Origin of the sequence: Pinibacter soli, from assembly GCF_029961145.1 — a bacterium.
In the GTDB taxonomy this organism is placed as follows: domain Bacteria; phylum Bacteroidota; class Bacteroidia; order Chitinophagales; family Chitinophagaceae; genus Pinibacter; species Pinibacter soli.
In genome coordinates this window covers 199,348-213,556 of record NZ_JASBRG010000006.1, presented here as the reverse complement: position 1 = coordinate 213,556, position 14,209 = coordinate 199,348, and the positions used below count along the sequence as shown (strand labels likewise).

12 protein-coding genes are annotated in these 14,209 nt (G+C 39.9%); 8 read left to right on the top strand and 4 right to left on the bottom strand.

Going from position 1 to position 14,209, the window contains the following annotated elements; translation table 11 throughout:
- Nucleotides 1-34: 34 nt before the first annotated feature.
- Entirely contained in the window at nucleotides 35-814 is a 780-nt protein-coding gene (locus tag QJ048_RS10775) for a hypothetical protein (protein WP_282334354.1), read from the bottom strand.
- A 533-nt stretch (nucleotides 815-1,347) separates the two neighbouring features.
- Between QJ048_RS10775 and QJ048_RS10770 the strand changes: the two genes are divergently transcribed.
- The 4 genes from QJ048_RS10770 to QJ048_RS10755 all read left to right on the top strand — a co-directional run bounded on the left by QJ048_RS10770 (nucleotide 1,348) and on the right by QJ048_RS10755 (nucleotide 7,446).
- Nucleotides 1,348-1,830 carry a PadR family transcriptional regulator gene (locus QJ048_RS10770; RefSeq protein WP_282334353.1) on the top strand — a complete coding sequence of 161 codons (483 nt, stop codon included), beginning with the start codon at nucleotides 1,348-1,350 and terminating at the stop codon, nucleotides 1,828-1,830.
- 25 nt (nucleotides 1,831-1,855) lie between these two features.
- Nucleotides 1,856-4,174 carry a PspC domain-containing protein gene (locus tag QJ048_RS10765; protein ID WP_282334352.1) on the top strand — a complete coding sequence of 773 codons (2,319 nt, stop codon included), beginning with the start codon at nucleotides 1,856-1,858 and terminating at the stop codon, nucleotides 4,172-4,174.
- 376 nt (nucleotides 4,175-4,550) lie between these two features.
- Nucleotides 4,551-6,785, top strand: coding sequence for a TonB-dependent receptor (locus QJ048_RS10760; protein WP_282334351.1), 2,235 nt, complete (start codon nucleotides 4,551-4,553; stop codon nucleotides 6,783-6,785).
- A gap of 19 nt (nucleotides 6,786-6,804) precedes the next feature.
- On the top strand, nucleotides 6,805-7,446 hold the full coding sequence (locus tag QJ048_RS10755; protein WP_282334350.1) for a hypothetical protein: 642 nt from the start codon (nucleotides 6,805-6,807) through the stop codon (nucleotides 7,444-7,446).
- 125 nt (nucleotides 7,447-7,571) lie between these two features.
- Here QJ048_RS10755 and QJ048_RS10750 read toward each other — a convergent pair whose 3' ends face one another.
- A complete protein-coding gene (locus QJ048_RS10750; RefSeq protein WP_282334349.1) occupies nucleotides 7,572-7,697 on the bottom strand; it encodes a hypothetical protein in 126 nt (41 codons plus the stop codon).
- On the opposite strand from QJ048_RS10750, the gene QJ048_RS10745 reads away from it, so the two are divergent.
- The 4 genes from QJ048_RS10745 to QJ048_RS10730 all read left to right on the top strand — a co-directional run bounded on the left by QJ048_RS10745 (nucleotide 7,690) and on the right by QJ048_RS10730 (nucleotide 12,757).
- The gene (locus QJ048_RS10745) at nucleotides 7,690-10,053 is read left to right on the top strand and encodes a hypothetical protein (RefSeq protein WP_282334348.1); all 2,364 of its coding nucleotides are present in this window, start codon (nucleotides 7,690-7,692) and stop codon (nucleotides 10,051-10,053) included. The two genes, QJ048_RS10750 and QJ048_RS10745, sit on opposite strands and share 8 nt — an antisense overlap.
- A gap of 182 nt (nucleotides 10,054-10,235) precedes the next feature.
- Nucleotides 10,236-11,108 (top strand): OmpA/MotB family protein, encoded by an 873-nt coding sequence (locus QJ048_RS10740; RefSeq protein ID WP_282334347.1) that lies wholly within the window; start codon nucleotides 10,236-10,238, stop codon nucleotides 11,106-11,108.
- 282 nt (nucleotides 11,109-11,390) lie between these two features.
- Nucleotides 11,391-12,050 (top strand): phosphatidylserine decarboxylase family protein, encoded by a 660-nt coding sequence (locus QJ048_RS10735; RefSeq protein ID WP_282334346.1) that lies wholly within the window; start codon nucleotides 11,391-11,393, stop codon nucleotides 12,048-12,050.
- 140 nt (nucleotides 12,051-12,190) lie between these two features.
- Nucleotides 12,191-12,757, top strand: a complete 567-nt coding sequence (locus tag QJ048_RS10730; RefSeq protein ID WP_282334345.1) for a fasciclin domain-containing protein — start codon at nucleotides 12,191-12,193, stop codon at nucleotides 12,755-12,757.
- Between the two features lie 100 nt (nucleotides 12,758-12,857).
- Here the strand turns inward: QJ048_RS10730 and QJ048_RS10725 are convergent, their stop codons facing one another.
- Together QJ048_RS10725 and QJ048_RS10720 are read right to left on the bottom strand one after the other, a co-directional pair.
- Nucleotides 12,858-13,217, bottom strand: coding sequence for a group III truncated hemoglobin (locus tag QJ048_RS10725; protein WP_282334344.1), 360 nt, complete (start codon nucleotides 13,215-13,217; stop codon nucleotides 12,858-12,860).
- Between the two features lie 20 nt (nucleotides 13,218-13,237).
- Entirely contained in the window at nucleotides 13,238-14,005 is a 768-nt protein-coding gene (locus QJ048_RS10720) for an ABC transporter permease subunit (RefSeq protein ID WP_282334343.1), read from the bottom strand.
- Nucleotides 14,006-14,209: the final 204 nt, after the last annotated feature.

Below are 14,209 nucleotides of genomic sequence, written 5' to 3'. Positions count from 1 at the left end.
CAATTTTTTTTTAGAAATTATTATCCAAGGTTTGCTATTGGTTCATACTAGTGTTTAAATAGTTTTTCCCCGCTTTTACAAGCGCAATAATCAGGCAGCACAAGATGCCTGCCAGCAATCCAGATAAAACACTTTTGATTAATAATGGCAATAAATATGGTTCTTGTGTGAGGGGCGCCCCACCTTTAAAACCATCAATCAACATGAGGGGCTGGTATTTGGTCTTAATATATTCCGAATAGCTATCCTTTTTGTCCAACAACAGATCTGCCTTAACAAACAGATCAACGATGCCAATACTATCTCCCATTCTACCGGGCTGGGTCGCACGTTTTAAAAACGTCTTTTTCAAAGAATCCAGTGTTGCAATGTCTTTGTCAAACGATGATATCCTCTGTGATGCAATTTCCATTTTCGTTTGTTGTACGCGAGCCAAATAAACGCTTGAATTCATGTAATTCAATAATGCGCTTTGCAGCGTATCTTTTATCCGGGTATTCTTTACCTGAGCGATAATTTTGAATACCTCATCGGTTTTGGGAGACGGATCTTTCCACAATGGTTCTCCCTGCATGCTCAATGCCTTCACGCTTACAATGTTTTCAGCCACGCTGCTATCAACCTTCAACTCTTTTGAAATTTGATCTGGGCGGTGTGCGGCCATAATTGTGTTCAGATTGTCAATGATTTGCCCATAAACATATTTGGGCATTATGTTATTAACCACCAGCATTTGAACACCTTTTACAGAATTCTTTTCACGATATACCCAAAAGAAATACGAAATGCCCGTGCCAATTAGAACAGAGATCAAAATGATGTGCCAGATTTTCTTGAATTCCTTTAAAAAAAGGAAAAACAAATCAAAACACTTTTCTAATAAATATCGTCCTGTTTGCAGCATTGAGCTCAACGATATTTCATCATTTTCAGGTAGGCGGGTCTGGTTACTATTCATCTTAAAAAAAATTCGAAATTATAAAGAAATATGAAGTTTCTATTCGCAAGCGCTCTACAATGCTAAAAATCCCGGTGCGAAGAGAAACTTCTTCTGACTTCACTTCTCTCAAACACAAAACTTTTGCAATAGTACTACCAAAATGCGATCCAACATTTTCGTTTACAGTTTAGTGTTATCGAAAGTCATAAAAAGCGTTCTTAAAGTTCTCATGATACGTTGCGGCATTTGCACAAAACCGTAGGATTATCCCGGGAAAAATTTTTTAAAAAATATTTCAAAAAATTAACAGTTGAAAATCAATTGCTTATGCTATATACACTTCCTTCCATTAAAAATTACTGAAAAAAACATGGTACTATGTGTTGCATAGTACTAAAACTTTACCTATGTTTGTGTTGTCAAAAGATCACAAAGCAGATATAAATGGCGATCGAACATTGACCTTATCAACAAAACCTTATCCTGATTCGCCATTTTTATCTGTACAAAACAGGAAGATCATGAATATAGAAAACACACAGAGCCAGATGAGAAAGGGCATATTGGAATTCTGCATCCTTTCCATCATTCGCAGGGGTGAAGCATATCCCAGCGATATTGTGGATGAAATGAGGGCAGCAGGTCTTCAAATTCTGGAAGGAACCCTTTACCCTTTACTCACCAGATTGAAAAACGCAGAAATGCTAACATACAGATGGGTTGAGAGCAACTCGGGGCCACCGAGAAAGTATTTCAGCCTCACAGAAAAAGGGATGACCTTTTATAAAGAACTGGAAACTACATGGAACGAATTGGCCAACGGGGTCAACAAACTTACCAACAAGAATGAATCGCTTCCTACAGTTCCAGATAATACCAACACCAACTAATAACAACCTACAAAATACCTAAAAGATGAAAAAGATTATCAATATAAACTTCCAGGGAAGGGTAATACCTATCGAGGAATCTGCTTATGATATTCTTAAGCAGTATATAGATAGCCTGCGCAAATACTTCGCTAACGAAGACGGACGTGATGAAATCATCAACGACATTGAGGGCCGCGTTGCAGAATTGTTTAGCGATCGCCTGAAACGTGGTGCAAACTGCATAACCGATGACGATATTAATTCTATCATGGCAAGTATAGGTCGCCCTGAAGATTTTGATGCAATTGACGCAGAGCCTGCAACAACTACAGGTAACGCAAATACAAATCAACAGCAGCAAAACACTTATCAGCAGCAACCACAGGCGCCAACAATGCCTTATAGCAGAGGAAGATTTTTCCGCAATGCAGATGACAAGATCATTGGTGGTGTATGTAGCGGAATAGCAAACTACCTTCACCTCGATCCTGTAATTGTTCGTATCATTTTCGCTTTATTGTTCGGTGTATTATTCTGGGTGTATATTTTATTGTGGGTGATCGTGCCATCACAATCAGTTCAATCGAGTATCACCAAAAGACTTTTTCGTAACGCCGATGATAAAGTAATTGGTGGAGTATGCGGTGGCCTTGCGTCTTACTTCCATATCGATTCATGGATCCCAAGATTGATCTTCGCATTGCCATTCATCATCGGCATTATTTCCAGCAGTTTCCACGCATTTTTCTGGGATTGGAACTGGGGCTGGCATTTTGGCCCACGTATTATAACCAATTCCCTTGGCAGCACACTGTTTATTACGTACATCATTTTGTGGATCGCTGTTCCCTATGCAACTTCAGCATCTGAGAAATTGGAAATGCGCGGCGAAAAAGTTGACCTGAACACCATCCGCAACACTGTGAATGATGACCTTGCGAGTATGAAAACACGTGCTGAAAAATTTGGGAGCGAAGTGAAAGAAGCAGCTCAGAATTTAGGCGAAAGAGCGAAAGAATTTGGTTCTACAGCGGGCAGCCGTGCCAGAGACTTTGGCGCAGAAGCAGCCCCCACTTTAAAAAAAAGGGGAAGTGACTTAGGATCAGTAATAGGAACGCTGTTCAAAGTAGTCTTCTTCTTTATCGCGGGAGTTATAGCGCTGTCATTGTTTGGAGTATTGATAGGATTGTTTTTCGGTGGAATATCAGTGTATCCGATGAAGCATTTCATCTTCGAAGGTTTCTGGGAAAATTTCCTTCTGTGGCTTGTTCTGGCATTTTTTCTCGCTTTGCCTCTGGTTGCGATTATCACATGGTTGATCAGACGCATCATGGGTGTTCGTTCACGCCGCCACTATCTTGGTTTTGTTTTCGGAACATTGTGGACGATCGGTTTAATTGCCGGAATAATTTTGATCGCCAACTTAGCACACGACTTTAAATCAAGATCGGGTGTTGATGAAACGCTAGATATTACGCAGCCTACAAGCGGCAAAATGTTTATCCAGGCAAATGTGAAACCGGGCACTTACTATGATGACAACTGGTTTGGAGCAGACATGAATCACGCACCTTTCTTCGGATTGTCAAATGATTCTATCATGTTCAGAACTGTTCGTATCAATGTAATAAAAAGTAAAGATTCATCTTATCACATTTACAAAGTGCGCTTTAGCCGCAGCCCGAATATAGACAGAGCTAAACAGCTGGCGAGCAACATCAGATTCGATGTAAACCAGCAGGACTCTATCATTTCATTGCCAAAAGGTTTCGCAGTAACAAGAGATGATAAGTTTCGCAACCAGCAAGTGCTTTTGATTGTGGAAGTGCCTGTAGGAAAACGAATCGAAATGGATGAAAGCATTGATGATTACGAATGGTTCAATATAGACATCGACAAACGCAGCGGTAGAAAAGGCATTAATGTAGAATTTGATGATCAAGACCTGAGCAACTCCTGCAAATGGAAAAGCAATGTGGAATATATAATGACAGAAAATTGCCTCGAAAGAGTTTCGGAAAGAAGCAAAAAAAACAATCGCAAAAGCGGTCGTTTCAACATGAAGATCGACAAAGACAAAGTTGAAATTGATGCAAGTGATGATGATGATAATAATGACAATAATAAAAACAGTCATCCAGACAAAAAACCATCAACAGATACAGGAAGCTATCGTTATCACAACAACAAAAAGAAAGTAGATATTAAAATAGACAGTACCATTAACATTAAAACAAGCACCACACAAGCCGACCCTAACTCATCTTTACAAAATGCAACCACTAACAGTGTAGCAAAATGTGAAGAAGTGAGTAAACAACATTCACACTCGCCTTTCCTGGTTTTGGAGCAATTGTTTTAAATATTTTTTACTTGCCAGCCGCCGAGCTATGTAGGTTGGCCGGCGAGGTTGAAGTTGGAATAAACCCTGTTTTGTTTAAAACAGGGTTTTTGCGCTTAAAGAGATAGCACACAGATGACACGGATTAGACAGATTTACACTGATCTTTTGTTAATAGTTGAACCAAAGACCAGCTGAAAACACTGAACATCCATCTTATCGAAAGAATAATTTGCGAGTTTGTATCCAGGAAAAAATCCTTGTAAATCTGTCTAATCCGTGTCATCTGTGTGCCAACTTCCGCGTTCTTGCCCTCGGTCAGCTATCGGCGAAATTTCGGTAAAGAATTTGACATACCCTATAAGCGAAATTATTTTTGTATTCAAATAACGCCACCGTGAACAAAACATTTATCACATTAACCTTTCTTTTGCTTTCTGCATTTTCATTTGCACAAACCACCTTATCCGGTGTTATCAAGGATTACAAAGGCAAACCTATACCCGGCGCCAGCATTACTTTACGAGACACTTATGATGGTGCAACATCTGATTCTTCCGGACATTATAATTTTTCCACTCCTGAAAAAGGCGAAAAAATATTAGCAGTAACCTGTGTTGGTTATAAAGCATGGGAACAAACCATTAACCTCCATGCCGGCCAAATGCCTGTCAACATAATGCTTAAGGAAAACCTCGATGAACTAAAAGCAGTTGTGGTAACTGCCGGCTCTTTTGAAGCAAGCGATTCAAAACGTACCACTGTTTTAAACTCCATTGACATTGTTACAACAGCAAGCGCAAACGCAGACGTAACAGCAGCGATACGTACATTACCTGGCACACAACAGGTCGGTGAAAAGGAAGGTCTGTTCGTTCGCGGTGGTAGCGGTGAAGAAGCAAAAATTTTCATTGACGGTACATTGGTAAATAATTTCTTTTTCAGCAGCGTGCCTGATATTGCACAGCGTGGCCGTTTCAATCCATTCCTGTTTAAGGGAACAGTATTTACATCTGGCGGTTACTCTGCTTTATACGGGCAGGCATTATCTGCAGCATTAATACTTGAAACGGTGGATTTACCGGAAAGAACTTCTGCGAATTTCGGACTGTCAACTGTGGGCCTGAATGCCGGCTATCAAAAGCTTGCGAAAAATAACAAGGCAAGTTGGGGCATTAACTATAACTATACCAACCTGCTTCCATATTTTGCCGTTGTTCCCCAAAAGCCCGACTACTTTAGAGTTCCATTGTACCATAATGCTGAGGGAAACTTTAGAATCAAGACATCAAGAACAGGAATGCTTAAATTTTACGGATATTTCAACTACAACCAATTGGGTTTGAGAAATCAGGATATCGATTCCTCAACACTTAAAAATGCTTTCGGACTGTTTAACAATAATGAATATGCGAATTTGTCCTATAAAGAAGTGTTGGGTAGAGGCTGGAAATTTAATATCGGCACATCCTACAGCCATAACCTTGACAATGTAAATACCGACCTGCAAAACCAGGATAATGAAAACCAACACATTCCTTATTATCCTTACCTGCAGAAAGCTTTCAAAGTAGATTCACGCAGCCAATTGGCAACGGTGAAAACAGTTTTGGAGAAACATCTTAGCGGCATCAGTGCGGTAAGATTTGGCGGTGAATATTTGTGGAACAAAGAGAATACGGACTATTCAAACGATACCATTAAGCATGCGTTAAGTAGTTATATTGATAATTTCACGGCACTATTTGCCGAAACTGATATCTACATTACCAACGATCTTGCGGCGAAATTGGGAACACGTTACGAGCATTCATCTTACCTAAACAAATCAAACATCGTTCCCCGTGCCTCTATGGCTTATAAAATAGGAAACAAAGGGCAAGTTTCTTTTGCCTATGGCATGTTTTATCAAAAGCCTGAGCGCAACTATCTACTGTTCAACAACAACTTTCTATATCAAAAAGCAACGCACTACATTCTCAATTATCAGAAACTCACAAGCGAACACACTTTTCGTGTAGAAGCTTACTATAAAAAGTACAACGACCTTTTAAAGACAGTTCCCGATACAAACAACCTCGGTTATGGCTATGCACAAGGAATTGAAGTTTTTTGGCGCGACAAAAAATCACTGAAAAATTTTGACTACTGGCTATCTTATTCCTATCTCGATACAAAACGCGATTATCTGAACTATCCGAAGTCAATGACACCAAACTTTGCAGCGACGCACACTGCATCTGCCGTTGTTAAGAAATTTGTTTTGAATTGGAAAACACAATTTAACGCCTCTTACACTTTCGCCACCGGAAGGCCTTACTATAACTTAATGGCAGATGGCGCAGGAAAATATTACATTGCTGATCAGGGAAAAACAGTGACGTACAACAACCTGAGCTTTAGTGTGAACTATTTACCGAGGCTGGGAAAGAAAGATTCGAAAACATTTATTGTATGGGTGCTTTCAGCAACAAATGTTTTGGGAAACAAGCTGGTATATAATTACAATTATTCAGCCAACGGAATGAACAAAGTTGCCGTAACGCCGCCGGCAGGAAGGTTTTACTTTTTAGGCTGTTTCATTAGCTTTGGAATTGACAGGACGGAGGATGTAATCAATAATAATCTTTAAAAAAACAAACACCATAAAAATGAAAAAAACGATCCTCACCATTTTTGCAATTGTTGCCACAGTAGCAGCATTCAGTCAGAGTGAAAGATATACGTCGGCAATGAAACAAAACATTTCAATGCTCGATTCTGCATTATCAAATGGAAAGATCATTGATCTCTCTAACAATTTTGAACGCATAGCGAACGCAGAAAAAACACAATGGCTTCCTTATTACTACGCATCTTATTGCACCATCATGGATGCTTTGATGCGTGAAGACAAAAAACAAGTGGATGTTATTGCTGATAAAGCAGACAGCCTGCTTACCAAAGCACAAGAGTTGGCAGGAAATGAAAACTCCGAAATATGCGTGATCAAAAGCATGATCGCTACAGCGCACATGACAGTAAATCCCCCCGGCCGATACATGAAGTACGGCAAGGTTTCCGATAACTATATTGAAAAAGCAAAGCAGCTCGATTCAACAAATCCAAGACCTGTTTATTTGCAAGGACAAAATACATTCTACACTCCAAAAGTATTTGGTGGTGGTAAGGAAAAAGCAAAGCCTTACCTCGAAAAGGCGCTGGCAATGTATGCGAGGTTTGTTCCCGCAACAGAACTCTCACCAAGTTGGGGTAAGTCAGGTACGCAATGGTTTTTGTCACAATGCGATTAGCAAGGCGTACGATGTTAGATGTACGGTGTACGACATTCACTCAATTGTAACACTCCGGTGAATTTCGTACACCGTACTTCGTACATCCCGCATGTAGCTTGCAAAAGCCGTAAGCATTCTGTATTTTACAGTGCATAACTAACCATTATGCCATCCACTCCCCGCAAAGCCATTGCAATCCTTTCCAATTTATTAAAATCAATCTGGCTCTTTTTCCCTTCGATATTGTTCATTCTTTTTGTGATGTTCATTTTTATCGGTTTGGGACAAGGAAAAGATGTCATCATCACGTTCATAGAAAATGTGAAAAACGACGGCAACGTCCATTCTTTTGGGGATAACCTTCTGGTAAAAACATACTTCTTCATCGCTATTGCCTTTTGGGTGTATGTCTCGTGGTATTCTTCGCGAATCATCGCCTATATGAAAAAAGCACAGCAGCTTGGCTATGTGCAGCAATTTGATGAATCATTAACGGAGGAGCAATGCTGCGAAAAATATGAAGTGAAGCTTTCTTTTCTGGATCATTTTCCACGCATCATTGGTTATGCCTGTTTTCTTGTTTTGATCCTCGCTTTCCAACATCTTTTACATCCTTTGTTCTTCAGCAAAGTAAGCCCTTTCGTTATACTTTTTGTATGCCTTTTACTTCTCTGGTTATTTGACAGCCGGTTTATAAAACTCAGCAAAGAAAAGCCAGCACTGATTCGCGGCCTATTTAATATCACAGGAATTCTGTTCATAGTTTTGCTCGTTGTGTTTCAGTTTCCTTTTTTTCATAACAGCATCAGAACCGTGTTTGCCTTACTTTTGCTTGGCCTGCTTGTTTATTTTTTTTACATCAATCTTCGAAGAAATGATCTGGAAAGAACAGATGCGCAACAAAAACAAATGTTGCAGAAAGACGGTTTTTTGAACCGCGTAATGAAAAAGATAATGCGCTATGTGAACGTTCCGGTCGTGGAGATTGGTTATTTTAAATGGTTCAATATTTTTTCGTTAGCCGGGCTGATCATTTATCTTGCCGCCATACTCTCCTATAAATTTGCGGTGACCATTGGGCCATTTCCTTTGGTGCTATTGGCTTTTGCGATGTTACTGGGATTCGGAAATATAATCACAATGTTTTCTGTAAAAACAAAAGTCAATCTTCATTTCATCATATTCACATTAGCAGCTTTGTTGCCCACTCCGGAAAATCATTTCGTAAGGCAAGTGTCTCTTACCAAAGACGCATCGTTTGTTTCTTATGCAAACAGAGAATCGATCGATCAGCATTTCATGTCGTGGCTGCAACATCATAACGATATTGACAGCGCAAGCGTCTATCCAGTTTATTTCGTATTGGCAAATGGTGGCGCTTCAAGATCCGGTTATTGGGTAGCTTCTGTACTTGGCAGATTGGAGGATTCATCTATCGCGCAAACACCTAACAATCGTTTTTCTTCACACATCTTTTGTTTGTCGGGCACTTCGGGAGGCGGCGTTGGTGTAGCTTCTTTTTTCACATTAATAAAACATTCGAAAGACGTTCCGTTGCAACCTCAGTTTGAAAAGTCTGCAAGGAACTATCTCAAACAGGATTTTCTTACGCATACATTGGCACATATGCTCGGGCCGGATTATTTCAACTACTTACCGGTAATAAACTATGTGGTTCGGTTAACAAAAGTTGGAGACAGAGCGAAGGCGCTTGAAAACGGTTTTGAAGAATGCGCAGACACTTCCTATTATCGCCTTCGTTTCAATTCCACCAACATGTCGCAGTGCGTAACGCAGCAAAATACTTATTCCGGCCTTCCCGTGTTATGCATCAATACTACGCGTGTGCAGGACGGAACACCAGGCGTAGTTTGTACCATAAAATTGAACGATCCTGTTTTTAACAAACGCCTGGATGTGTTGTCGCTCTTAGAGAATGATAAGTCTATACGCTTGAGTTCAGCGGCTATTCTTGGTGCAAGATTTCCTTATGTAAGTCCCGCCGGCAGAATAGATGAATTGATTCCAAAACAACAAGGCGAGATCGACAAAAAAGATAGCAGGATTAACAGCAATAAGGACAAAGTAAAGGACAGCAGCAGGGCACATTACTTTGTTGATGGCGGTTATTTTGACAACTCCGGTGCAGGTGTGGTGCAGGAAATGATAAGCGGCATATTACGCACGGCCGATACCGTTAGTGATCCCGTGTTGAAAGCGCGGATAAAAAAATTGAAACTCGTTGTGTTGCATATTACGAATAGCCCACAAGGAGATGCAGTTCTAAAGGAAGTAACGCCGTTTAAGAATGATCTATCGGCACCGCTGCTTACTATTTTAGGTGCGTATGACATGCAAACAACGGTAAACGATCGCAGGCTGGCCAGTTTTATCGGTAATATTAAACCACGAAGAGACAGTATTTCAAACGCTGTTTATTACCCGATACACTTGTATAATGACCCGACAATTGATAGTGATACACTTTCAAGAGGACCATACGCGATGAACTGGTTTATTTCGGACAGTGTTTTAAACCAAATGGATAAGCGCCTGAAGACACAGCCAAGGCTGCAACAATTGATAGATCAACAAAAAATAAACGATGTACATTTTGTAAGATAGGCGAGTTTTATAAGTATAAAATCTAATGCGATAAGTGTAAACTTGAGGATTTTACAGAAACTTCGGGCTTAAACTGTTAAAAAGTGAACTTTGTGGCACGGTATTTATTTTGTTGCTATACTTTTGTTGCCGACCGATTTACCGTTAGGTTCAAAAACGTAGTTATTCTAAAAAACACGATTATGCAAACTAAGTTTATTTTATTGACCGCATTAAGCTCTGTAACCTTGTTTTCCTGCGTAAGCAAAAAGAAATTGCAAGCAGAACACGACAACTACATTCGTGTTAGCGCACAGAATGATTCTTTAACTAACCAATTAAGAATGTGCCTGACCGATAAAAGCGCTGGGCTAAATCAAGTCAACAGTCTTAAAATGGAGAATGACAATTTAAACAAACAAATTGCATTCCTGAAAGAAAACAATACACAAGCGATAAAGCAATTGCAGGATCTTTCTGTAATCTCTTCTTCACAGGCAGAAAGCATCAAAAAGTCTATGGATAACATCGGCGCGAAAGACGCTTACATCCAGGATTTGCAAGCGTCTCTTGCTCGTAAAGACTCTTTGAACATGGCATTGGTAATGAACCTGAAAGGTGCCATTGGTAATCTTGATGATAAAGACATCAACATCAAAGTTGATAAAGGTGTTGTTTACATAGATATTTCTGATAAACTTCTTTTCAAAAGCGGCAGCTACGATATCACTGACCAGGCAAAAACTGTTCTTGGTAAAGTTGCTACTGTGTTGAAAGCTCAGCCAGATATCGAGTTCATGGTAGAAGGACATACTGATAACGTTCCTTACCGTGGAAACGGTTTGATTAAAGACAACTGGGATCTTTCTGTATTGCGTGCTACAACTGTTGTGCGCACATTGCAAAAACAATACGGTCTTGACCCGGCTAAAATGGCTGCTGCAGGACGTAGCGAATACAAACCAGTTATGAGTAACGATAACGCAGATGGTAAAGCTGCAAACCGTCGCACAAGAATCGTTATCCTTCCACAACTTGACCAATTCTTCAAATTGTTGGAAAGACCAAAATCATAGTATTTACAACACAAATAATTTGATAAAAGGACCGTCTCCAAATGGAGGCGGTTTTTTATTTCAACGGGACAATAATCCTCTTAATTCTTTACAACCTTGCTTCCTTTGTGTCCTTTGCGGTTTATGAAAGAGCTAAGTGGATGCAGTCTGTACGAAATACGAAATTCATTAGAAAATAACAGTGTGGCGACTTTCGTATACCTTACACCGTACCTGTACATACCCAACACTCTTTTTCGTAAAGTAAGCTTCAATTGTTACTTTTGCCTTTTAATCGTAATCATGCATATACACAAAGAAGGATACAAATCCATAGCCATTGGAGCCATTGTTTTTGCCGTACTTAACCTTTTATCGTTCTATTTCATTAGTTCCAGTCTTCCCATTGTTAGCCTTTTGATCTTCATTATTACATTGGGCACATTTCTGTTTCTTATTTCATTTTTCCGTGTTCCTAATCGCGTACTCACAACCGGTGAAAATTTGGTTGTTTGCCCTGCTGACGGAAAAGTAGTTGTGATCGAAGAGGTTTTTGACGAAGAATATTTTCATGATAAACGTTTGCAGATCTCCGTTTTCATGAGTCCGGCTAACGTGCACCAGAACCGTAACCCAATAAGCGGTGAAGTAATTTATAATCAATATCACAAAGGGAAATATTTAGTAGCGTGGCACCCAAAATCATCTACTGAAAATGAAAGACATAGCGTGGTGATTAAAAAAGGGAATACTGAAATTCTTGTAAAACAAATTGCCGGTGCGCTTGCAAAACGCATTGTTAACTACCTGAAAGTTGGCCAACCAGTGGCACAAGCTGCAGAATATGGCTTCATTAAATTTGGTAGCCGTGTAGACTTGCTGCTTCCTTTGGGAACAAAAGTAAATGTTCAATTAAATGAAGTGGTGAAAGGCGGTGTAACAGTTTTGGCAACTTTGCAGTAATAACTTGCAAAACGCTTAACGCAAAACGCCCAACGCGGAGACTCTGCGTTGGGCGTTTTGCGTTAAGCGTTTTGCCTTATGAGTGCAGTCATAATTTGAATAATCAGCATCCATTAGATTGCGCAAAACTCATAAGTTATATGAAAAAGTTTTTCGCCCCCCTTTTTGCCGCTGCTTTACTCTTCGTATGGGGTTGCAACAATGCACCCGCAGATAAGACAACAGAGCAAGCGACAACTACATCGCCAGAACCAACAACCGCCGGCCAGTCTGGCGTTAAGGATGATCAGTCAGAAAAAAATGTTGTGCAAGTTGCTGCCGGCAGTAAAGACCACACCACATTGGTAAAAGCTGTACAGGCAGCAGGTCTTGTAGATGCCTTGAGCAATGCTGGTCCTTTTACAGTATTTGCACCCACAAACGACGCCTTTGGAAAGTTGCCCGCAGGCACGCTGGATGATCTGTTGAAACCTGAGAAAAAAGATGCACTGATCGACATTCTTCAGTACCATGTATCGCTTGGTGTATACAAACCCGAAGCACTAAACGATGGCCAGGTTTTAGGGCAGGTAAATGGTGGTAACGTTACCATTTCCAAGAAAGGAGATAAAATAATGGTTAACGGTACTGCAAATGTACTTGCAACCATTCCGGCATCTAACGGTATTATTTATGTGATTGATGGTGTGTTGACACCGAAGAAATAGACTATCAATTGAAAGTTGAAAATTGAAAATGATAGTTCTAGCTGAAAGCCAGCCAATCATTCTCTAATAATTTTCAACTTTCAACTTTCAATTTTCAATTCTATAATATTTTCATCTGCATTATCGTCGCTATACTTTCCGCACGCTGCTTTGCCAGGTTTGCATTCGGACCTTCAAACAATTCATCTACTGTTTCAAAAAACAATTCCTCCCAGCGATTAAAAAGGCGTTTGTTTAAAGGCTGTTTTTCATGAAGCTTTTTATGTTTTGTAAGTGGATCGCCTGTATAACCACCAGAGTAAAAAATTGCATTGCTCCAGAAACCATACATTTTCGGAAGATGTTTTTCCCAGTTTGTTTTTGCAAAAAAACTACTGAGCAGATCGTCCTTTGTCACTTTCTGATAAAAAAGATCGACCATTTTTTCAATATCAATACGGGTTGTTATGTCGGGTTTCATATTATTGACGATAGATAAAACTAAAGATCTTTCCGATCAAATTTTCTAAGAGAAATTAATAGGGGGCAAATCATCCACATGGCCAGTACGAGGAAGGATGTGATCATGCCCGCGGTTGTACCAAAGAAGTCTTTGAAAACAGCTCCGGTGTACCCCATAAGCGCCGATACGTCCATTTTAAGAAGTATGAGTATACGGCCAATGTCGATTGGGTTTAGCATGCTTACTCCAATCATTGGTTTTTCAATGGGATAATCTGAAAATTGAAACAACAGGAACAAAACGATCCCGTCGAAGAGTAAAGAAAAATACAACCAAAGGAGAATAGTCACGCCAATGCCTTTGGCTTTGTCCCGAATCTTTACAGCTGCAAGCATCGCTATTGCTACAAATATGATGGACAACAAAATACCAACTGCCAATATCATAAACCCTACTGCCGTTGCTTCAAACAGAATAATGGGAATGCCTGCGCCAATCAGAAATGCAATGGTAAATGAACCGGCCAGCCCTGTAAAAAGTCCCAGCCATATTTTTTTCCGTTGCAGTGGCTGGCTTACCAACAGCTCTATAAACTCAGCACTGTTGTAAATGTAGATTGTTGAGAAAATAATGCTGATAAGCGGCACAATGATCAATACAATATTCAGCAAACTCAGCAATCCCTTTGTGCTATTATCTTCCAGGCTGAAGATGGTGAACGATATAGCCAATAGAAAAGCGGTATAAGAAAGAATGATCTTATTGCGCAGTATGTCTGTTATGATGTATTTGATGATTTTTTTCATGGTCGTAAAACGTGAATGGTAAATCGTGAATTTCTTTTCTTCAAGCAGCAACTTCTATGAGATTGCTTCGTCCGTTACTTTATGTTCATCATACATTAAATTTTCGTAGCCGCCTTGTCCACATGGGCTCGCAATGACGAGTTCATCTTCGTTTCATTTTACATACACAGTAAAGCAACAGTTCGGCCGTGTCACCGTCATTGC

What these genes read in the sequence shown, in the direction of transcription:
- QJ048_RS10770 (WP_282334353.1), top strand. Translation starts at nt 1,348, where the DNA reads ATGTTTGTGTTGTCAAAAGATCACAAAGCAGATATAAATGGCGATCGA.
- QJ048_RS10765 (WP_282334352.1), top strand. Translation starts at nt 1,856, where the DNA reads ATGAAAAAGATTATCAATATAAACTTCCAGGGAAGGGTAATACCTATC.
- QJ048_RS10755 (WP_282334350.1), top strand. Translation starts at nt 6,805, where the DNA reads ATGAAAAAAACGATCCTCACCATTTTTGCAATTGTTGCCACAGTAGCA.
- QJ048_RS10745 (WP_282334348.1), top strand. Translation starts at nt 7,690, where the DNA reads ATGTTCATTTTTATCGGTTTGGGACAAGGAAAAGATGTCATCATCACG.
- QJ048_RS10750 (WP_282334349.1), bottom strand. Translation starts at nt 7,697, where the DNA reads ATGAACATCACAAAAAGAATGAACAATATCGAAGGGAAAAAGAGCCAG.
- QJ048_RS10740 (WP_282334347.1), top strand. Translation starts at nt 10,236, where the DNA reads ATGCAAACTAAGTTTATTTTATTGACCGCATTAAGCTCTGTAACCTTG.
- QJ048_RS10735 (WP_282334346.1), top strand. Translation starts at nt 11,391, where the DNA reads ATGCATATACACAAAGAAGGATACAAATCCATAGCCATTGGAGCCATT.
- QJ048_RS10730 (WP_282334345.1), top strand. Translation starts at nt 12,191, where the DNA reads ATGAAAAAGTTTTTCGCCCCCCTTTTTGCCGCTGCTTTACTCTTCGTA.
- QJ048_RS10725 (WP_282334344.1), bottom strand. Translation starts at nt 13,217, where the DNA reads ATGAAACCCGACATAACAACCCGTATTGATATTGAAAAAATGGTCGAT.
- QJ048_RS10720 (WP_282334343.1), bottom strand. Translation starts at nt 14,005, where the DNA reads ATGAAAAAAATCATCAAATACATCATAACAGACATACTGCGCAATAAG.